General features: G+C 40.9%; 18 protein-coding genes. 6 read left to right on the top strand and 12 right to left on the bottom strand.

All coding sequences use genetic code 11. The features are described 5' to 3' along the window. Positions 1–31: 31 nt before the first annotated feature. Both H6614_10020 and H6614_10015 read left to right on the top strand, forming a co-directional pair. Entirely contained in the window at positions 32–577 is a 546-nt protein-coding gene (locus H6614_10020; GenBank protein MCB9244001.1) for a DUF1572 family protein, read from the top strand. 1020 nt (positions 578–1597) lie between these two features. Continuing rightward, positions 1598–2533 carry a hypothetical protein gene (locus tag H6614_10015; GenBank protein ID MCB9244000.1) on the top strand — a complete coding sequence of 312 codons (936 nt, stop codon included), beginning with the start codon at positions 1598–1600 and terminating at the stop codon, positions 2531–2533. A 320-nt stretch (positions 2534–2853) separates the two neighbouring features. On the opposite strand, the gene H6614_10010 is transcribed toward H6614_10015, so the two are convergent. From H6614_10010 to H6614_09965, 10 genes are all read right to left on the bottom strand, one after another. Beyond that, a complete protein-coding gene (locus H6614_10010; GenBank protein ID MCB9243999.1) occupies positions 2854–3048 on the bottom strand; it encodes a hypothetical protein in 195 nt (64 codons plus the stop codon). Positions 3049–3641: 593 nt separating this feature from the next. Next, a complete protein-coding gene (locus H6614_10005; protein ID MCB9243998.1) occupies positions 3642–4508 on the bottom strand; it encodes a hypothetical protein in 867 nt (288 codons plus the stop codon). A 31-nt stretch (positions 4509–4539) separates the two neighbouring features. Then, positions 4540–6429 carry a hypothetical protein gene (locus tag H6614_10000; protein ID MCB9243997.1) on the bottom strand — a complete coding sequence of 630 codons (1890 nt, stop codon included), beginning with the start codon at positions 6427–6429 and terminating at the stop codon, positions 4540–4542. A gap of 366 nt (positions 6430–6795) precedes the next feature. Continuing rightward, a complete protein-coding gene (locus H6614_09995) occupies positions 6796–7029 on the bottom strand; it encodes a hypothetical protein (GenBank protein ID MCB9243996.1) in 234 nt (77 codons plus the stop codon). A 106-nt stretch (positions 7030–7135) separates the two neighbouring features. Continuing rightward, positions 7136–7741 (bottom strand): hypothetical protein, encoded by a 606-nt coding sequence (locus H6614_09990; GenBank protein ID MCB9243995.1) that lies wholly within the window; start codon positions 7739–7741, stop codon positions 7136–7138. Between the two features lie 50 nt (positions 7742–7791). Then, positions 7792–8952, bottom strand: a complete 1161-nt coding sequence (locus tag H6614_09985) for a hypothetical protein (protein MCB9243994.1) — start codon at positions 8950–8952, stop codon at positions 7792–7794. A 7-nt stretch (positions 8953–8959) separates the two neighbouring features. Beyond that, positions 8960–9775 carry a hypothetical protein gene (locus H6614_09980; protein MCB9243993.1) on the bottom strand — a complete coding sequence of 272 codons (816 nt, stop codon included), beginning with the start codon at positions 9773–9775 and terminating at the stop codon, positions 8960–8962. Between the two features lie 43 nt (positions 9776–9818). Then, a complete protein-coding gene (locus H6614_09975; protein ID MCB9243992.1) occupies positions 9819–10196 on the bottom strand; it encodes a GxxExxY protein in 378 nt (125 codons plus the stop codon). A gap of 33 nt (positions 10197–10229) precedes the next feature. Then, the gene (locus H6614_09970; protein ID MCB9243991.1) at positions 10230–11249 is read right to left on the bottom strand and encodes an SPFH domain-containing protein; all 1020 of its coding nucleotides are present in this window, start codon (positions 11247–11249) and stop codon (positions 10230–10232) included. Positions 11250–11294: 45 nt separating this feature from the next. After that, on the bottom strand, positions 11295–11822 hold the full coding sequence (locus tag H6614_09965; protein MCB9243990.1) for a hypothetical protein: 528 nt from the start codon (positions 11820–11822) through the stop codon (positions 11295–11297). Between the two features lie 238 nt (positions 11823–12060). Here H6614_09965 and H6614_09960 point away from each other — a divergent pair, with 238 nt between their 5' ends. Further along, positions 12061–13293, top strand: coding sequence for a tetratricopeptide repeat protein (locus H6614_09960; protein ID MCB9243989.1), 1233 nt, complete (start codon positions 12061–12063; stop codon positions 13291–13293). Between the two features lie 147 nt (positions 13294–13440). Continuing rightward, entirely contained in the window at positions 13441–13947 is a 507-nt protein-coding gene (locus tag H6614_09955) for a hypothetical protein (GenBank protein MCB9243988.1), read from the top strand. 5 nt (positions 13948–13952) lie between these two features. On the opposite strand, the gene mutS is transcribed toward H6614_09955, so the two are convergent. Both mutS and H6614_09945 read right to left on the bottom strand, forming a co-directional pair. After that, a complete protein-coding gene (gene mutS / locus H6614_09950; GenBank protein ID MCB9243987.1) occupies positions 13953–16547 on the bottom strand; it encodes a DNA mismatch repair protein MutS in 2595 nt (864 codons plus the stop codon). A gap of 42 nt (positions 16548–16589) precedes the next feature. Next, on the bottom strand, positions 16590–17198 hold the full coding sequence (locus H6614_09945; protein ID MCB9243986.1) for a sigma-70 family RNA polymerase sigma factor: 609 nt from the start codon (positions 17196–17198) through the stop codon (positions 16590–16592). A gap of 228 nt (positions 17199–17426) precedes the next feature. Between H6614_09945 and rimO the strand changes: the two genes are divergently transcribed. Next, complete coding sequence (gene rimO / locus H6614_09940; protein MCB9243985.1) at positions 17427–18731, top strand: 30S ribosomal protein S12 methylthiotransferase RimO; 1305 nt, start codon at positions 17427–17429, stop codon at positions 18729–18731. 93 nt (positions 18732–18824) lie between these two features. Beyond that, positions 18825–20141: a GWxTD domain-containing protein gene (locus tag H6614_09935; protein MCB9243984.1), complete on the top strand. Its 1317-nt coding sequence runs from the start codon at positions 18825–18827 to the stop codon at positions 20139–20141. Positions 20142–20151: the final 10 nt, after the last annotated feature.

Here is a 20151-nt window from a genome sequence, read left to right as displayed (position 1 = left end):
CTCTGTAAACTTTATTTGCTATATTTATTTCATGAACGAACTCGCACAATATTACCTCGAAGACGCGGTAAAAAAATTCCGCGAACTCAAATCCCTCGGCGATAAAGCATTCTCACATATAAAAGACGAAGACTTCTTCTTCACTCCCGACGAAGAGACCAACTCTATCGCGATAATCATACGCCACCTGAGCGGTAATATGCTCTCGCGCTGGACGGACTTCCTCACCTCCGACGGTGAAAAAGAATGGCGCAACCGGGACGAAGAATTCGAACAGCTCTTCTACACCGATAAAGACGATATAATAGACAGGTGGGAAAAAGGATGGAAGTGTGTCTTCGACGCCCTCGGATCTCTCACACCAAATGACCTCATGAAGAAAATAAAGATACGCGGTGAAGACCACTACGTAGTCGAAGCCATCAACCGCCAGCTCTCACACTACGCCTATCACCTCGGACAGATAATCTACATGGCAAAATACCTCGCCAAAGACAACTGGGGATCGCTCTCCGTCCCCCGCGGAGGCTCCAAAGATTTCAATGACAGGATGAAGAAAGAGCATGGAGAATTTTAGATATGACATGAAGTATAGTCTCACATTAGTGGATTCCGCAATTACTCTTTCTTCAGATAACATTATGATTTCTGTTTGTGCTTTACAAACATCTGAAATACTCAATTCTGCTATTTTTCCTCTTAAAAGATTTTACAATTCCTTTTGATTTTTTTAGTTTAGACCCTTAAATTGATTCAAATCTTTCTAAAATAACTTTCCCTTACCAACATTTTAAAAAGGCAAATTCACTTGCTTCCCTTTAGTAGTGCTGTAGGGTATTCTCCAAATATTAAAAAACTTAACACGTTGACATTAAATTTCAAAAATTGTAAGTTACGCTTACAATTACACACGAATTATTTGTGTTTTTTAATAATTTATCCTAGTATTGCTCTACTTTTATAAGTATTATTAGAAAAAAACATTAATATGAACACTACATTAGTACTAGTAAGCAAATCCGATAAAATTCTTTCACTTATAAGTTTTGGAATGATTTTTATTCGTTTAGTAATTATTTCTTACTTAGGTTTTTTCATTCTAACATTTGGCGTTGATAATATTTTCACGATCACGTCAATGATCTTGGCAAATGTTGTGTTGGATTACTACGATGGTGAATTATTTAAAAAAACCTCGTTGTATTCAATTTCCAAATGGAGAGTAAAAAGAAGATTACTTGATTCATTAGTGGATAGGTTAGTGATCCAAATTAGCTGCATTTCTCTTTTAATTATCGATTTGAATTTCCTACCAATTTATCTATTTATTTTGCTTAGAGAGATTGCTGTTAGCGGATATTGTTCAATAAAAATATTTCAAGGATATCTCTTATATCCGCATGTAACAGCAAAATTGGCAGGAGTTTTTACGGCAATTACCTTTATAACTTACTTAGTTGAACCTCATTACACTTTTATTCCTTGCACTATAATGCTTTATTTTAGTTTCAATTCATTTTGTGACTATTGGAGAAGATGTAAAGAAATTCCCAAAAATCTAATTTCGACAAATGAATTAATTGAAATCTTTTAACTAATGGAACCGATCGAAAAATTAGAATATCTTTCAGAAAGACATGAGTTTTTATTATATAGTGGACTTATTATTGCCGTGATATCTTCCGCATATGTCATTTTTTTAGCCAACATAGTATCTTGTATATATACACCAATTCCAACTTCTACTATAGTATTTGTCAATCTTATTGTGTTTGGTATAACCCTTTTTTTTTGTTGGGTGTGTAGCCCCCAAAAAAATTATTTATCAAGAAGTCCCTATCGTTTTTCAATTAAGGTCAATAACCCAAAATGGTCTCTTGTATGGTTAATCTTCGTTACGGCAATTTTAATATTAGATGTATCAATGATGATTTACCTTTTTGGAGGGGCTCAGAAATCAATCTTTGGATCTATATTAATTACAATTTGTAGCTTAATCGTAGTTATTACTTCCAACATCCCAATTAGAATAACTTTTGCTCTAAGTTGTTTAATTTTGTTAGGCTTAACTTCAACACCAAATTTCTATTTTGAGGTTCTAGTTTTGGAAAAATATTATAATTTTTTTGATTTTAGGGTAGATAGTAATTTTGTAATTACAGTTTCAAACTTTATAGTAATTATTTTATTTATTGGTATTACTTTTATTCTCTCTTGGAAAAGTAAAATCATATTTGATGGTTCTAAACTAATTCAAAGTAAAACTAACCCTGCAGCATTTTCGTTAGAGCAGCTTACTCCAAGTAAACTTATTGTAAATACTAGAATACAATTTTCAATAGCTGAACGATCTAGAGCTAAATTAATCATCCTAAACTCAAATGATAAAATAATTGATAAACCATTTAATCGTATGTTTGAAATTGGTGATTACGAGTTCGAATATAGCGCACAAACACTTTCTAAAGGTGATTATTTATGTAAGTTAAAGACTAAAAAATGTGAAATAGAACAGAAATTTACGGTTTCATAAAGTTAACTAGTATTTTAATTTTACCCTTTAATCTACCGACAAGTATCAATAATCTCACATTGTTGTCACTACAAGAGGTATTTATGCCGTAAGGCGTCGCAAAGAATAAGAGAACAAAAAAAGTATATATACGTATCTAACCCTTTCTCCCTTGCATTCCCCACACACACTTGTCATCCCCGCGAAGGCGGGGATCTAGACCCGTCGCATCTGAACGTCCTGATACACTCTATTCGGTCTCGGTACCTCATGCGACCAACACAAAAAAAGTATATATACGTATCTAACCCTTTCTTCATTTAAACTAACTTGACTACATCTTATTTTACACTAGTTATTATAATAACTAGTTCTTTGCCGTTGGCTTGTTCCTTTGTAGGCACGCCTTCGGCGTAAATAGAACCCGGAGACCGCGCAGAAGCGGAAGATTCACACGCCCGCGGTAATACGCTATCCCCTGCTGTGACGCCATAGCCAGCCATTGCTAATTTGTGGAGAGATACCCCTAAACCCATGGTTAAAAAAGATTATGGATCACGACTCCTAAGACCGGGAAGCCGGAAAATCAAAGATTGACTCTGGAAGTTACTACTGATATCGAGGGGAAACGGGTATAAACGGGAGCAGACCTGTCTTTTTTCGTCCGCATGGTCAGGGAAGGCAAGGAAACTTAACCGTTATGTCACTTGGCAGTAGCAATGGGATCACACCTGCACCTCCACGTCGTATGTACACAGATAACGTATGACCGTTGCGCCTGAATTCCCGTATGACGGCGTGTAATGGCAGATTGCATGAAAGACCACTCAATAGTGGTCGAGCTTCATGACATGCTTGCACGGCACTCTGGAAAATCTATAGTGCATTGCTAAAATCAGGCTAGCCTGTTTATTAAAAAATTGTCATTCTGAGCGAAGCGAAGAATCTCAAAACTTAATACAATGCTATAAACTAATCCCTTAACACTAAACTAAAAACGAACAAACACAAACCCACTACCACCACAAAACATATCACACACTAAAATTCATCATAATGGGATAAACAAAAACCCTGCCGGAGATGACAGGGCTTTTGATGAAAGGAGTAAATAAAGTGTTACAACTATCTAGAACTCGTATGTGCAGTTCAAACCTATTATGTAATTAAATACAAGACCGGCGTTCCCTCCTGGCACTTTAAAACTCAGTGCCGGGCGTATGTTCTTGTATATCCCGGTTATCAGTATGCCGTACTGCACGAGATTATTCTTATTCGATGAGAGCGGACCGGAATCTACGTCGTACTTTCCGACCACCCCGGCGATGACGTGCACATATTTCTGGAAATAACCCACCTGGAGCGTATAATCAAATGTGACCTCCGGTTGAGTATCGAACCCCGGTATCTTTTTTGTATTAAACCAAATGTTCACACCCCCGCGCCCTTTCAGATAGATATTCGACTCGCTCAGCGATTCATAGTTCACGGCTGTATATACCGGCACTACATCGCGGAGAAAGGCTTCCGACCGGTCGATATCGGCGGCAAAGCCCACCAGCGAAGGGATCACCGGGTTATCCGGCGACAATGGAAGCCTGAGCCCCAGCTCGAACATGAGCGGAGACTTTGGCAGGCGGTACTCCGCGCCAAGATATGGATTACCGATCTTTGCACCGCTTTCGTCCACGACGAAGTTGGTCGTGTCATACGCGCCGTAAGCAAAAGGAAACTCACCGACGAGCGTGAAGTCTTTATAAAGGTTGTAGCGTCCCGTGAGATAGACCGCCACCGAGGGCACTGTAAAACCCGGCTCTATTCCGCCGGGCTCATACTTATTGCTGTCACGTGGTGTTATTGGTTTATATATCTCGATCGAGACCGAGTTGCCGGTTCCGTAATCGAGCCATTCGGACTGCGCGCGAGCATCACTGCAATAGAGAATCATCAAAACAGGCATCAGCAATATTATTACGAGTCTGTGTTTATTTTTCAATGTTATTTCTCCGGTTTAGTTTTTTTTTAGATTATTGCAGTGTCGTACACGGCGGATCGATCGTTGCATTATTGCATGTCACCGGCGGCGGAACTACCGTATTAATGAATGCCGTAAAGTCATCATTACACATTGTATACATTCCGCCGGGGTTCTTTACAGTCCGCCCGTTAGTACAGGTTGCATTCTGTGGATGGAATACCGGCCACAGAAAGCGCTCCGGCACGTCCTGGAGCCTCTGCGCTAACGTGTAAAATCCCGGGTATACAGGCGGAGTACCTAAAATGAATGAATCATCGGTAAAGAATAAGTAACCGTCGTTCATACTATTACATTCGGCGCTTATCGCGAAACCGGTCATCCAGTTATAGTCTAAATTGTAATATTGCTGTCCCAGGGTATTATTATTATACGTATAGTTATATAATGTATAAGTACCCAGTGTGCCCTGATTTGGGTTTCCGCATTGTGTGTGCTCCACATCCACGGGGTTCAGGAGGCTCTGAAAATCCCCTTCCCTGTAGAATACAGCAGTTTTCTCCCCGGAAACGTTCTCCGTAAGAGTTCCGTTCGTATTAAAAAACGGGACAAAGTAAAGGGTATGACCGGCATGAGGTAAGTCTATAGCTACCGAATCCGACGCAATGACAGTCTTGTTTGGACTGAGCACATTTTGAAAACCGGCTACATCCTGGAGATATTGACCCAGGTCTCCGCCGACCGTTCCTACCTTATCTATATCAAAAAGGTTTACAAGCTCCTGAGTTTTTGCAAAAGCAAAGGCGCCTTCTGATCCCCTGTAGGTATCGATCGTAAGCGCCGTATTAACAAACCCGGCAGTGGGACCGCATGGATAATCGTTACCTAAAGGAAAAGCACCCGGGCACTGAGCGCCTGACTCTGTTGTAAAATCTTCCAGTGATGTCACCCATACCACCGGGCTTGTTGCGTCATACTGCATCGTATAGTAGGCATTGGAATATGGAGCACCCGCATATGTTATCTGCGTTACAAGAGAATTGTAAAGCGAGTTTGTAGCGGTAGCCACATTATTACAATAATCGAGCGTCGTACCGTTGTAGTTACACACCTGCTGTACTTTGTCTGCGGTGAGGGTATCATTTGCGCCCGGTGAGCCCGCCTCCATCCACGCGTAATAATGATACGCTTCGCTGAGCATCAATAGACCTATCGACTGGTAATAATAGTAATAGTTTGCCAGCGCATACACATTTGCGTAATACAGAGTATCCAGCATAGGAGCATTACTGGACGGTAGAGAGACGGTCTTTATACATGAATATAACGCTCCCGTCGAGCTATTAACGTTTACTTGTATAGTGCTGATCAGCGCTTCGACACTTGTATTGCCTGCATAGAGGTTCTTTGCGAGCACCTGGTCCGCCCAATCCTTCATTATCGATTGAGGTATTGTATCACCGCTCTCCGCGGTTGCCAGCATCGAGTTATATTGGTTATAAAGACTGGTGAGCGAGCCTATCTCCGTCTGAAGTGAGGACTGCTGTTGTGAGCAATTTATCTGCGCGAGCACCTGTTCTATCAGCGTGAGGTTATCGTTTACGCCGTTGATAAGAGTTACTATCGAATCCAGCTTTGCCTCGATCTGCACAAGCTGCTGTGTGTACTCGGAAGAGGATGAGGTCAGCCCCATAGCGCCCAGCACCCATCCGGCTATCTCTCCGCCGACCGCCGAGGCGGCGCCTTCTCCCACCGCAGTAAATAACCCGGTTACTAACTCGGTAAAAAAGCCGGCCGGAGCGAGCGGATTACCCGTAGCAGTTGGTCCGGGTGCGGTCAGAATGCTGTCTTCCTCGGAACAGCTCACAAAAAACGTAGTGAACCCCAAGGAAATCACAAGCAAACACCCAATAACCGTATCACGGAATTTGTTTGTTTTCATTTCCTATTCTTATTTTTTAAAATAAATTGAATTTTAATCCTGTTGTTGTTCCCATCCCCTGGAATCAGGATCTAAGGCATCCTCCTACACTGGTGTGATGTCGGCTACAGTAAATAGCTGACTATTTCAAATATAGTAAAAAGTTTCTCATAAAAAACTGAAAAGCGACTAAATTTGAAAGGTTTTTAAAATTAGGGTTGGTTTTTCAATATTTAACCTAACATTATTTCACCTGACACCTAATCGATATTAACACCGGAGCGACACAAAAAAATCCCAAATAAAACTAAAAGGTCAACCTACCACACAAACTACAATATAATTTATCAGGAAGGAAAAATGAATTTGAATGTAGTGCCATCAATATTATTTCTGGTTCTTTCGTACGCTCCGTAATAATCCACGCTGTCCCGTTTCGGCATCCTTTATTTGTGATATCACCTGTTCGAGATTAAACAAAACTTCATTCGTGTGGGATTTTTGCTCCTGATCGTGGATCAAATCCTTAATGCTCGAGATGGAAAATATGCTGAAGGCAATAATTAAGACGATTGAGGAAATAAATGTAATTAAAAGCGTATTTTTAAACTTCTTATCCAATATCCTTTTTTATATATAAATCAAACAAAGATAATGAAATTTACATAATCTTAATATTTCAAAAGCTATTGCAATTAAAAAAGGTGGGGCAAAAGTGGTTAGGGACTTATACAGCTATTCCCAGGACAGCATCTTTATAATGCCCGTCGGCTGTTTTATAAAACGGCACGCCGAGGATCTCCATTTCGTTGAATGTGATATTGTATTTGAAGGTCTTCATAGTGTCGCTCTTTTCGGCTTCGAGCGATATGAGTATGAATTCGGCAAGTTTCTTTGCGTCTTCTTTACCGTAAGCAAATCCGACCAGTTTAGAGTTGTATTTTTGTGGTGAGGCAACAGGATTCTTTATTGTAAACTGTGTCGCGATGTTTTTCATAGCATCCAGCTGACAGTAGAAAGCCGGAATGTAAAATATAATGTCACCGGATGCATTTTCACCGCTTCCTCCGAAAAGGTTCTTGAAGAAGTTACCCGATGCCTTGCGCTCGAGGATATCAATATGAGCTTTTATATACCAGAACGGTTTGTAAACTATCTCACCGTTATCACGGATCGCCGTAGCCGCAAAATTTATTTCGATAGGCTGGAGGTCACCGTCATTGATCTCGAAACCACTTCCACAGCTGGTGCAGTAAGTAATGTTGTCATTGACCTCGACCACGAGACCGCTTCCGCATTTTGCACAGGTTAGAGCTTTTAATTGATATTCCAAGAGATTTAATTTTTTGTTTTTAGATGCTGAAACAAGTTCAGCATGACAAATTATCGTCTTGATGCATTCAGGAAAGCGTTTAGCACTGAACCGGCTATTGCGGCTGTGCCCGCTCCTTTTACAATTGCCATTGTGTCAATTCCCTTATCATCCAGAACGGAAGTAATTTTCTGTTTATTCTTTGGAGTCTTAACAATACCCGTTCCCTCTTCTATTTCACCGCCGTAGCGGAATTTTCTATAGCCCCACATCATTACTGCAATACCAATGATAAGCGCCACGATGTATCCGAAAAATCCCGACTCGTCTATGCCGGTAACACCAAATATCCCGAAGAGAGTCGCCATATATGTTCCCACTCCCATACCGAATATCCCAACAACGGCACGATATAGATTATTTCCGGGAGCTTTTCCGTATGCAATAGTACCGTCCTCACCGTCTATCACCACCTGGTATGTCCTGCCCATAAAGCTGTAACGGGTAACCCATAGAGGGTAATAAACAACACTGATGTCTTCGCGGACCAGGTCATAGTGCTCAAATGTTACATTGTATAGATTGGCTTCTCCTCTCGCGCTGGACTGAAACTGCTGGAATGCGCCGGTCGAGACTTCATTTCGTGACGAGATAATATTGAATATCATACCCTCGAGTTCGAGGGTTTCGTAATCTATTGGCTTAATTTCATCTCCCGCAAGATTGACCTTATTTACGCCGAGCTCCGATATATCACACGCGGCGAAAGTATTATCGAACGGTTTTTGTATCTTCTTTTCCACATCGACGTAATAGGTCTGTGTTCTACCGTTTACGGTGCGGGTACGTTTTTCCTGTCCGAACACCCATCCGACGACGTCTGCTCTGACCCTCCAGTAAGGAATATAGACCAGGAACGCGTCCTCAACGGTGGATTTAGCAGCGAGACCTTTTGCTTTGTCGAGCCCTTTGCCGAGCCACGCCTTCATGCGGTTAATAGCATCCTCACGGCTGATCTTTTTAGGGACGTAAAATTTTACCGATTCGCTGTCACCTTTGGATGTAAGGAGTGTTCCGCAGTATTTGCAATTGAAGGTGCGGATACCATCACGGATATCGAGTTCACCACCGCAGGCAGGGCAAGTAATACCACGTATGATCTTTTCCTTTTTGAACTGGATCGCCTGCTTCTGGGTATTTTCCTGTTCTTTTATTTCGTTTATATCGTCCATATAATTGTCAAACTTTTTTTGCTATGTAATACGATATTATTATCAACGGAATAGCCGTAAGTATGTAAGCGGGTATTTTTATCACCTCGCCCATTGCCAGACCGGATTCATCAGTCGAGACAGCCAAACCAATGACGAAACTAACCAGGCTTGCAAGAGCGAAAAGCAAAATGCTTCCTGCAAATAGCATCCTGAAAGGTGTTTCTTTCTTGGCGGGCCATAGGTTCGCATAAACTTTTCCCGACGAAGCCTCGACCATCGCGCTGTACTGCTTACCGTCATAATTATAGTAAACCTGGTAAAATGGGATATGAACAAGGTTAGCCTCCGCAACTTCAGACGCGTCTACGCCGGACTGCTGTAGCCAGCTCTGCGCGGATTCAAAAAGCACATCCGGAGAAACGAACTGTTTCTCGTCAAACTCGTTTTTATGGTATACTTTTAGGTCGCCCGCGGGTATTTGTATGTTCTTGATCTCCGAGATAGGTGTCGAGTGCGCGGGCTGAAGATAGATCTTATCAACTCCCCCCTGGTTGGTCTTGAAATACCACAGCGGGAAATAATAGAAATAGACCTGTGCTATCTGCGCATTCTTGTCCAGGTCTTTTACGTGAAAATTTCCAGCCATCCAACGCTTTACGTTTCCGATAGCTTCGTTTTGGTCGAAGTTTGACAGGACGACGTAGTGATTTACAACTTTGCTTTTATCTACGAAAATAGAAGACCCGCAAAATTCGCATTCAAGGAATCGGGAATCGGTTGGGATCTTATTTTCGCCCCCGCACTGGGGACAGATTATGGTTGAAGAGGTAACAGTTTCCATAAAAGATTTAACTCACCGCAAAGACGCAAAGAAAAGAAAAAAGCTATAAGTTATTAGCTATTCTTTTAATACCATCTTTTAGCAAAGTAACATTAAAATTTATTAAAAGTCCTAACTTAAGATTTGAAAGCCTTAAATATGACAACAGTTGAGCAAAATAAATATTATTGAACTTCTCAACAGCTTTAATTTCAATTATCAATTTATCATTAACGAGAATATCTAACCGATATCCACAATCCAAAGATACATCTTCATATTTCAAGGGCATTGGTTTCTGTCGTTCGACTTTAAGACCTGCCTTGGCTAATTCATAGTAAAGGCATTCTTCATACGCAGATTCCAATAAACCCGGTCCAAGTACTTTGTGAACTTTTAAAGCTTTATCAACTACAATCTTTGCAAGTTCATTCTCATTCATAAACCTTTGCGTCTTTGCGGTGAAATCAACCGACTACATTTTTGCTAACAGATCTGCTTTCTTTGTATCGAATTCTTCCTGAGTAAGAAGTCCCTGCTCCTTAAGTTTCCCGAGCTTTTCGATAGCCGCAGTGATCTCATCCATGGACATCTTTTGCTGAACCGGCTGTTGATTCTGGTTCTGCGGATTTTGATTTTGTCCCTGGTTCTGATTTTGGTTATTGAATGCCTGTGTCATCATATTAGCCATTCCCATACCGGCACCAAGACCTGCGCCCATACCTGCGAGACCGCCGCCTTCGTTTTCGGCTGCCTTTTCGATAGATTGAGCAGTTTTGAATTTCATGTAAGCGTCGAGATCTCCGACAGCGCCCATTGAGCTTCTTTCGTTGATCTTTTCCTGTACTTCTTCCGGAGGTACGATACCGGCAATAATGAGGTCGGTAAGTTCGATACCCATGGATTTGAAGAAGTCCGATACTTCGGATTTTACACCTGTCTCGATCTGTGGATAATTTTGTCCAAGGTCGAAAACCGTCTTCAGGTTTTGACCAAGAACTGTATTCAATCTCGATACGATCGCGTCCCTAAGGTAATCTTCGATCTCATTAGTCATGTAAAGACCCTGCGTAGAGACTATCTCCATGAGGAATTGTCTCGGGTCAACTACCCTGATCGAAAATTTACCGGATGCGCGGAGCTGGACATAATTGAGTTCTGTGTCACGGAAATTGATAGGTGACTTCGTACCCCATTTCAGGTCTATGAACTTTTTCATAGCAACAAAATAGACCTGTGCCTGGAACGGTGATGTACCGCCGAAAGGCAGGCTGATAAGTTTAGTCAGCAAAGGAATATTTTCCGTTGTCAGAGTATGTCTTCCCGCCTGGAATACATCGAGCGCTTTACCGTCGCGATAAAAGACGGCAGCCTGTGAATCCTGCACAATGAGCTGTGTGCCGAGACGGAATGCCGCGGAACCGTCCTGCGGTTCGCGATGCACCATAGTCCTCCCGGTCTCATCGAAAAATTGTATTACATCTATAAGTGCCATTTCTATGTGGTTTATATTAAAATAAAATTTTTTTTATTTATTTAACTAAAATTCACGCAGTAATGTTTCACGTGCGTCGAACTTTCTAAGCATGTCATCAAGCGTAGAAGATATCTTTCCGACGGCTTCTTTTATGTCCGTGCCGGCAGCGCTGTTATTTTCCATTTCTGAGAAAAGACCGCTGAGAGCTTCGACATCACCGATCAAAGAAGCGTCGTAATCATAAAGCTGTGTAAGCTTTTCTTCTTTTATCTTAACTACGTCGAACGCTCCGCTATATCCGCGCGCAGCTGACCTCAACTTTGCAATAGCGTTTTCGTTTTTCTTGTCGAGCTTATCAATGTCCTGACTCTCAAAAAGTTTTTTATCTTTCGACAGGTTTAAAACCGTATTCTTAATTTTTGTCTTATTGTCTTCGAGCCTGGCTGCAAGCTGGTTTCTGAGTATGGTATCGAGCTCGCGTGAATTGTCCCTATTAACATACCCGTCGTAGCCGGGGATCCATCTCTTTATTTTTTCGAGAAAGTTTTCCTTTGACTTGATCTGATCAAGTTTACCATGTAGATCTGACATTTTCCGATAATTTTAGTTATTTGGAGTTAATTTTAAATTAAAATAAAGAATGGAAAATATAAACCCAAATAAAAAAATTGTAATTTGTTGTATGTTTTTGAGGTTTTTAATGAATGAAAATTTGACCATATGGAGGATTTATTTTGTAGATATTATTGTGTAAAAACATTATTATTAACCCATACCTTACAATATTAATCTATAAAAAACAACTATCACAAATTAATAAAGGGAAATCATGAGAGCACTAATTACCACGTTTTTGCTGGCATTTTTATTCTTTTCACTGCCGGTCCACTCTCAATCGCTCAAGCCGGAAGAAATTTTCGAAATGTATAATAAATCGATTGTTGTAATATACCCGGTCGATTTTAACGGGGAAGTAATGGGTCAGGGCAGCGGTGTGATCCTCAAGGATAAAGGAATGCTGTTAACGAACTTCCACGTATTTGCTGGAGCCGAGAAAATGATAGTAGTGCATGACGAGGACACTCTAAATTACAGCGCGATAATAGGTGTAGATGTAGAAAAGGATGTAGTAATAGCACAACTCGACGGATGGGATTGCGCAAACATACCGGTTGGAAACAGCGACAACTTAAAGATCGGCGAGGAGGTTTACGCAATAGGCAGTCCAATGGGGCTCGAGAATACGATCACAAAGGGTATCGTGAGCGGATACAGAACATCGCTGGGTGATATAAAAAGCAGTTTGATACAGATAGACGCCAGCCTGTCACCGGGAAGCAGCGGCGGGGCTATCTTTAATTCGAAGGGTGAACTCATCGGCATAACCGCTCTGGGACTAAAAGGCGGGAATAATCTAAACTTTGCAATCCCTATCAATACCGTGATGTCAACCGACCTGGGAAATTATTCCGACCAGAAGAAACTGCAGGCACTTAATTATTTTTACCAGGGAAAGAACCTGTATGAAGAGGGTGAGAATAAGGAAGCTATCGAGTATTATTCAAAGTTCCTCGACATATTCCCGAACGATCACAAAGGATATAACTATAGAGGGCTGGCATATTTCGCGGCGAAAAATTATGAGAAGGCGCTTAAGGATTTTAATAAGGCTATCAGCATAGACAGGGCTTACGCGCCGGCATATAATAACAGGGGCGAGACGTATTTCAAAATGGAGGAATACGAAAAGTCCATAAAAGATTTTACGAGAGTAATAAAACTTTTTCCGGATAACCTGCAGGCATATTATTCAAGAGGTGTGGTAAAGATGAGTGACGGAGATAATGAGGAAGCTATAGAGGACTTTGAAGTGGTGGTAAAGAAACAGCCGGACAATGCCGAGGCATACGTAAACATGGGAATAGCTTATTATAATGACAAGCACTACGAGAGGGCGATATCAAGCTGGAAGAAAGCAATAAAGATAGACCCTTCACTGCAGCCCAGGTTACAGGGAATAATGGACCTGGCTGATGCATTATGGCAGTATAATATAAAGTAGGGTTTATAGAGTTTTTTAAAGAGTATAGAGTCGAAGAGTTTTAGAATTAGTGAGCCGTCCAATAGGACGGCTTTAAATTTTTAAAGAATAATTATGATATCGAGACTTATTACGCCGTTACAATTCAAGGATTACTTTAAGATAGTGGTGGAAGAATCTGAACGAACTATTTCAGAGCTATGGAATAAATTTCCAGACTACTCAAGACTAATGCTTGGGACCTATGAAAAACCAGGTTTGCTGAATGAAGTTGCTAAGAAATTAAACTTACAATCTACTATTAACTATTGGTCATTCGATTCAATTTTTTACACAGAATTAATAACCGAATTTTTTTCTGATGATTATTTGTATGTTAATTACGCGTCAGTTGCGATTGAGCATGAAAACGTTATAAATTATTCTCATAATGAGATATCCAAGCTTTCTCTTTTAAATTGTCCACTAAAAGTATTAATCACCTATCCTAAAAAAGAAACCGATATTGAAACATACCTTACCCATTACGCCAAAATAATTAAATTAGCAGACGTATTTAATGACTTTTCAAGTTTAAGAAAGCAATTGATAATTTTCGGAGAATCCTTTGAGGATTATCACAATAAGTGGTCATATTATGTCTATAATGGAAACGAAGGTTTTGACGAAATATAAAGGGCTTATAAGTTATCCTTAATTTTTTTCAGCATATTTAAAGCCTCTACCGGTGTGATATTGTTTACATCAACTTCGTCCAGCATCTTAATTACTTCGTCTGTTGTCTCATCTTTTTCTTCCTTCTTCTCAACTTCGAACAAGCTGACCTGCAATTGATCTTTTTTCTTGCGGGAGGATTCTTTGTCTTCGAGGGAATTCAGTATTTCCTTCGCGCGCTTTGTGACGGCATCCGGGAGACCAGCCATCTGCGCGACCTGAATACCATAGCTGTGATCGGCAGTGCCTTCGTTTATTTTTCGGAGGAAGATGACCTTATCACCGTATTCGCGGACTTCCACTCGGTAGTTTTTTATTCGGGGATAGAGATTTGCGAGAGCATTGAGTTCATGATAGTGTGTTGCGAAAAGCGTCTTGGCACGAATATTAGGATTTTCGTGAAGATACTCCGTCATAGCCCACGCAATGGAGATACCATCGTATGTGCTTGTTCCGCGCCCTATCTCGTCGAGAAGGATTAGACTTTTTGAGGTGGCGTTATTGAGTATATTCGCGGCTTCATGCATCTCGACCAGGAACGTACTTTCGCCTTTAGCAATATTATCCGAAGCCCCGACGCGAGTGAATATCTTATCCACTATGCCGATACTCGCGCTTTTAGCAGGAATAAAACATCCTATCTGGGCAAGCAGAACTATCAATCCCACCTGTCGGAGATAGCTTGACTTACCGCTCATATTAGGACCGGTAATGATCAGGATCTGGTTATTAGCAGTGTCGATCGCTGTGTCATTAGCAATGTACTGTTCTCCTGCCGTCAGGAGGCGTTCGATGACGGGATGGCGTCCTTCGGCAATGGTTATAGCGTCGGAATCATTTACTTCAGGGCGAATGTAACGGTACATCTCCGATACCTGCGCGAAACTGAGCAGAGTGTCCAGTGTCGCAATGAGAATTGCGTTCTTTTGTATGTCGTCCGTGAATTGCAAAATAAACAATCGCAGGTCGTTAAAAATCTTGCTTTCAATGACGGAGATCTTTTCTTCCGCGTTGAGGATCTTGTCTTCGTACTCCTTGAGTTCCTGCGTGATGTAACGCTCGCTATTGACGAGGGTCTGCTTACGAATGTAATCCTGCGGGACTTTATCTGCATGAGTGCGTGTGATATCAATGTAATAACCGAAGACTTTGTTGAAAGCAACCTTCAGCGAATTTATTCCCGTTCGCTTTCTTTCCCGTGATTGGAAGTTATCCATCCAGGTTTTTCCGTTGATCATAATGTCCTTGAGTTCATCCAGGTTCGGATTGTAACCTTTGTTTATCACACCGTAATTATCTCTGCCTTCGATGAAGTTCTGGTTGACCGCTTTCTCTATCTCTTTAGTGAGTTCGGGAATGTCAATCAGATTCTGTCTGAGTGACGTAATGGATTTAGAGGTGAAATTATCCAGTTTCTCACGAATGTTATTTATCTGCAACAGGGAAATTTTGAGCTGGAGTATGTCACGCGGTACTGCTTTGCCGGTGGAAACTTTTGAGAGTAGTCGCTCCAGGTCCGCAACAGATTTTAGATCGTTTAGAAGGTCTTCCCTCTCGCGCTTATTACTATATAGATCGCTCACTGCTTCAAGTCTTCGCTCGATCTGCTCTCTTTTCTTTAATGGTCTGGAAACCCATTTCTTAAGCAGGCGTCCGCCCATTGCAGTCTCGGTACAGTCGAGTATAGAGATAAGTGTTCCTTCCCTCCCGCCCTCGGAAATGGATGATGTTATTTCCAGATTCCGCTTAGTAGACGGGTCGAGTATTATATAATCGGAATAGTCATAATTATAGATCTTCTTTAGGTGCTCGAGATTTGTCTTTTGCGTCTCATTAAGGTAATTCAGGATACATCCCGCGGCAATAATGCCTTCTCGCATGTTATCTATACCGAAGCCCTTTAACGACTTAGTATTAAACTGTGTCGTCAGGAGCTCGACAGCATAATCATTGTTAAATACCCAATCGTCAATCTTAGTAATAACATATTTCTTCTTCTCATCGAATGATGCGTCCGGGTCGAAGCCTATCGTCTGAAAAACTTTTTCTTTTTCCTTTTTCGAGACAAGTATCTCGGAGGGACCGATGATCTCGACCTGTTCTTTCAACTGTTTGATATGAACTTCCGAAGTGGCAAACTCGCCTGTAGATACATCGCAGAATGCAAACCCACACACGTCGCCATTAATATAAATAGAGGCGAGAAAATTGTTAGATTTATGGTCGAGAAGTTTCTCGGAGAAAGTCGCACCGGGTGTAACAACTTCGACGACATCACGCTTCACGATACCTTTAGCAAGCTTGGGGTCCTCCATTTGCTCACATACGGCAACACGGAGACCGGCTTTGACTAGCTTGGGCAGATAATTATCCAGCGCATGGTGCGGAAAGCCGGCAAGCGGGACATCAGAAGCTTTACCGTTTGCGCGCTTAGTAAGAGTAATGCCGAGCACCTTGGATGCAGTTATGGCATCATCTTCGAACGTCTCAAAGAAATCGCCCATACGGAAGAGGAGCAGAGTATCGGGATACTTCTGCTTGATCTGCCGGTACTGCTTCATTAAGGGGGTTTCTGTAGCGGTATTACTCATACTTAAATATAATCAATAATTTTTAATCTTGTTCTTGAGGTATTTATTGAGGAGTTCCCTGCCCCGGAAGATGTGAGCCTTTACTGTGCCGAGCGGGAGTTCGAGTTTTTCGGCAATCTCCTCGTACTCCATTTCTTTTTTATGCCTCAGTACAATGACCTTCTTGTATTTTTCGGGAAGGTTCTCAATCGCTTCGTCTATTATTTTCTTACGCTGTTCCTCTATGATCTTATTATCAGGAACGTATTCGGTATCGGGAATCTCGAATTTGAAATCGCTGTCTTCCGAGGCGATCTCTTTATCTATAGAAAATGTGCTGAGCTTTTTCTTACGGAGGTAGTCGATGCAGTTGTTTGTGGCAATCTTATATAACCATGTGGAAAAAGCGAACTGGCGGTCGAAGTTTTCGAGTGAATTGAATGCCTTGATGAAAGCTTCCTGCGTAAGGTCTTCTACATCCTCTTTGCGGAAGATCATTTTATAGATGAGATTGAAGATATGCTGGTAATACTTATTCATCAGCTTTTCAAACGCAGACTGGTCGCCCGCCAATGCGTCATCTATGAGGGCAATATCTTCGAGTTTGGATTTGGAAGGAATGGACTTTTCCCTGCTATTCATCAAGCTTAAAGAGTTCTCTGAGGTATAAATACGTAATTAGACAAAAACAGTTTTAATTAAAAAGTTAATTTTAATGACATAGAATAGCAATTAAAAAGCTATTTGCTTGATAATTAATAAAATCTGCTGTCGATATATTTACATATCATTTTAGGTACTTACGGAGTATATTCAATAAACCCTCGCTTCCGGTTCTTTGGAATGGAGGGTTTTGTCATATTATAAATTATGAAAGTAAAAAAAGACAAAGTAAAGCTTATTACTCTAGGATGCTCAAAGAATCTCGTAGATTCGGAGCATATCCTCGCACAGCTTAGAAATAATGATGTTGAGATAGTGGATGATGAGGATAAGTGTGAAACAGTGATCGTAAATACTTGCGGATTTATCCAGGAGGCAAAAGAAGAGTCGATAAATACTATACTCCGCGCTGTAAAGAAAAAGGATGAAGGAAAGGTAAAGAATGTTTACGTAGCAGGATGTCTCTCGGACAGGTATAAGCCTGACCTGGAAAAGGAGATACCGGAAGTGGATAAATATTTCGGAGCAACCGATAAGAAACAGACGCTTGTAGATCTGCTGAATGAAATTGGTGTCGATTACAAAAGTAATCTTATTGGCGAGAGAGACGTTTCAACACCAAACCATTATGCATATCTAAAGATAAGCGAGGGATGTAATAACCCGTGTTCATTCTGCGCGATACCGATAATGCGCGGTAAGCATGTTTCTAAACCGGCTGAGCAGGTAATTATGGAAGCGCAGAAGCTGGCATCGAAAGGTGTGAAGGAATTGATCATCATAGGGCAGGACACGACTTATTGGGGATTTGACATGGATAAGAAAAGAGGGCTGGCATACCTGATGAAGGAGCTGTCGAAAGTGAACGGCATAGAATGGATAAGGCTGATGTATGCGTACCCGTCGAGATTCCCGGAAGGTCTTATGGAAGTAATAAATAATACCCCGAACATTTGCAAATATATAGACATACCAATACAGCATATTTCAGACCCGGTGTTGAAATCAATGAGAAGAGGAATTACCAAAAAAAGCCAGATAGAATTGCTCGAGAAGCTAAGAGAGAAAATACCCGGTGTAGCCATAAGAACAACTTTAATAACGGGCTATCCGGATGAAACCGAAAAAGATTTTAATGAGTTATTAGATTTTGTAAAGGGATTTCGTTTCGACAGATTAGGCGTATTTACCTACTCACACGAAGAATCTACTCACGCTTATAACTTACCCGATAGAATACCCGTAAAAGAGAAGAGGATGAGGCAAAAGCTGATACTCGACGCACAGCGGGAGATTTCACTGCAAAATAATGAAAAATCAATTGGTAATGTAGTGGATGTGATGATAGACCGGAAAGAAAACGGGTATTACATAGGCAGAACTTACAGGGATGCGCCGGAGATCGATCAGGAAGTTTACGTAAACGCTGATATTGGACTGAAGATCGGAACCCTAAGAAAAGTAAAAATTTATGATTATGAAGAATTTGACTTATTCGCAGAAAGTAACTAATTTTACAATAGATACTTTTTTGGGAAACCTCAAAAATGTAGAATCCGCATATTGCGGGAATAACCATATTTTCTCAACAAATAGGAGGTGCTTATGAAAGCCGCAAAAACCTCTGGGGGATATGGAAGGAGATTAATAACAGCAGTAATACTGGTACTCGCCATTTTCGCCACAAACCGCGCATTTGCTCAACTCGAGAATAAAGAGCTGACAAATTACGGAAAAGATAAGGAGTTTTTCTATCTGGATCCGTTGATCTTTTATAACCAGGAAAACTCTTCCGCAAGGCTGGACGTTTACGTCGAAGTTCCGATGTCAAACGTACAGTTCATAAAAAAATCATCCGAGAAACGTTTTGAAGCAAACCTTGAATATGATATAATAATTACCGACCAGGATAATCAGATAGTCTCGCAGGAAACAAACACGTCAAAGATATCCAAAAGCAACAAGGAGTTTAAGAATGCGAGCGGATCATCGGAGTTTATTATCAAGAATTTTTATCTGCAACCGGGTGATTATGACCTACAGGTCGAAGTAGTAGATAAGAACAGCGGAACGTCACACACAAAAACCACCCCAATTACGGTCGGGAATTTCAGTGAGGGTGACCTTCATTTCAGTGATATAATGATGGTATCTAATTACAGTTATAACGCTGAAAACAAGAAGACAATTACTCCGCTGGTAACAAGGAACGTTGGTGACCTCAATAAATTCTATCTATTCTTCGAAGTATATAATAACCTGGATATTCCTTTGCAGAAGAGCTTCAGATATGAAGTATATGACAAGGATAATAATGAGATAATGAAAGGCGACATCAACTATGTATTGAGTCCGGGTGTGAATCAGAAAATAGAGGAACTCAAGACCGATAACATGCTATCGGGAGATTATAAACTTATAGTAAAGGATAACAACGATAATACGGTCGCCAAGAAGGATTTTAATTTCAAATGGAGCGGACTGCCTATCTCGGTAAAGGACCTCGACCTTGCGATCTCACAGACAATATATATTGCAACCTCGGACGAATATGACAAGCTAAAAAAAGCAAAGACCAAAGAAGATAAGGAAAAGAAATTCATCCAATTCTGGAAATCAAAGGATCCGTCACCAGGTACAGCACGTAATGAACTTATGCAGGAATATTATAAACGCATAGAGATAGCGAATGAAAGATATTCGAACTATTTCGAAGGATGGAAATCCGATATGGGAATGGTTTACATTATCTACGGTGACCCTTCTAATATAGAAAGACATCCGTTTGAAGGAGATTCAAAGCCTTATGAGATCTGGGACTATTATGACATAAACAGACGATTTGTATTTGTTGACAATACAGGATTCGGAGATTACAGGCTAACAACACCTATATGGGACGATAAAGTAAGAGCTTACTAGGATCAAGTAT

The organism is Ignavibacteriales bacterium (assembly GCA_020635255.1).
Lineage (GTDB): Bacteria > Bacteroidota > Ignavibacteria > Tepidaquicellales > Tepidaquicellaceae > JAEYVS01.
The sequence above is the reverse complement of the archived record's forward strand: the minus strand, read 5'-3'. Positions and strand labels throughout refer to the sequence as shown.

Coding starts and splice junctions, on each gene's coding strand:
- H6614_09980 (MCB9243993.1), bottom strand. CDS start 9,775: ATGGAAACTGTTACCTCTTCAACCATAATCTGTCCCCAGTGCGGGGGC.
- H6614_09960 (MCB9243989.1), top strand. CDS start 12,061: ATGAGAGCACTAATTACCACGTTTTTGCTGGCATTTTTATTCTTTTCA.
- H6614_09970 (MCB9243991.1), bottom strand. CDS start 11,249: ATGGCACTTATAGATGTAATACAATTTTTCGATGAGACCGGGAGGACT.
- H6614_10000 (MCB9243997.1), bottom strand. CDS start 6,429: ATGAAAACAAACAAATTCCGTGATACGGTTATTGGGTGTTTGCTTGTG.
- H6614_09965 (MCB9243990.1), bottom strand. CDS start 11,822: ATGTCAGATCTACATGGTAAACTTGATCAGATCAAGTCAAAGGAAAAC.
- mutS (MCB9243987.1), bottom strand. CDS start 16,547: ATGAAGCAGTACCGGCAGATCAAGCAGAAGTATCCCGATACTCTGCTC.
- H6614_10015 (MCB9244000.1), top strand. CDS start 1,598: ATGGAACCGATCGAAAAATTAGAATATCTTTCAGAAAGACATGAGTTT.
- H6614_09985 (MCB9243994.1), bottom strand. CDS start 8,952: ATGGACGATATAAACGAAATAAAAGAACAGGAAAATACCCAGAAGCAG.
- H6614_09935 (MCB9243984.1), top strand. CDS start 18,825: ATGAAAGCCGCAAAAACCTCTGGGGGATATGGAAGGAGATTAATAACA.
- rimO (MCB9243985.1), top strand. CDS start 17,427: ATGAAAGTAAAAAAAGACAAAGTAAAGCTTATTACTCTAGGATGCTCA.
- H6614_10010 (MCB9243999.1), bottom strand. CDS start 3,048: ATGGGTTTAGGGGTATCTCTCCACAAATTAGCAATGGCTGGCTATGGC.
- H6614_09975 (MCB9243992.1), bottom strand. CDS start 10,196: ATGAATGAGAATGAACTTGCAAAGATTGTAGTTGATAAAGCTTTAAAA.
- H6614_09945 (MCB9243986.1), bottom strand. CDS start 17,198: ATGAATAGCAGGGAAAAGTCCATTCCTTCCAAATCCAAACTCGAAGAT.
- H6614_10020 (MCB9244001.1), top strand. CDS start 32: ATGAACGAACTCGCACAATATTACCTCGAAGACGCGGTAAAAAAATTC.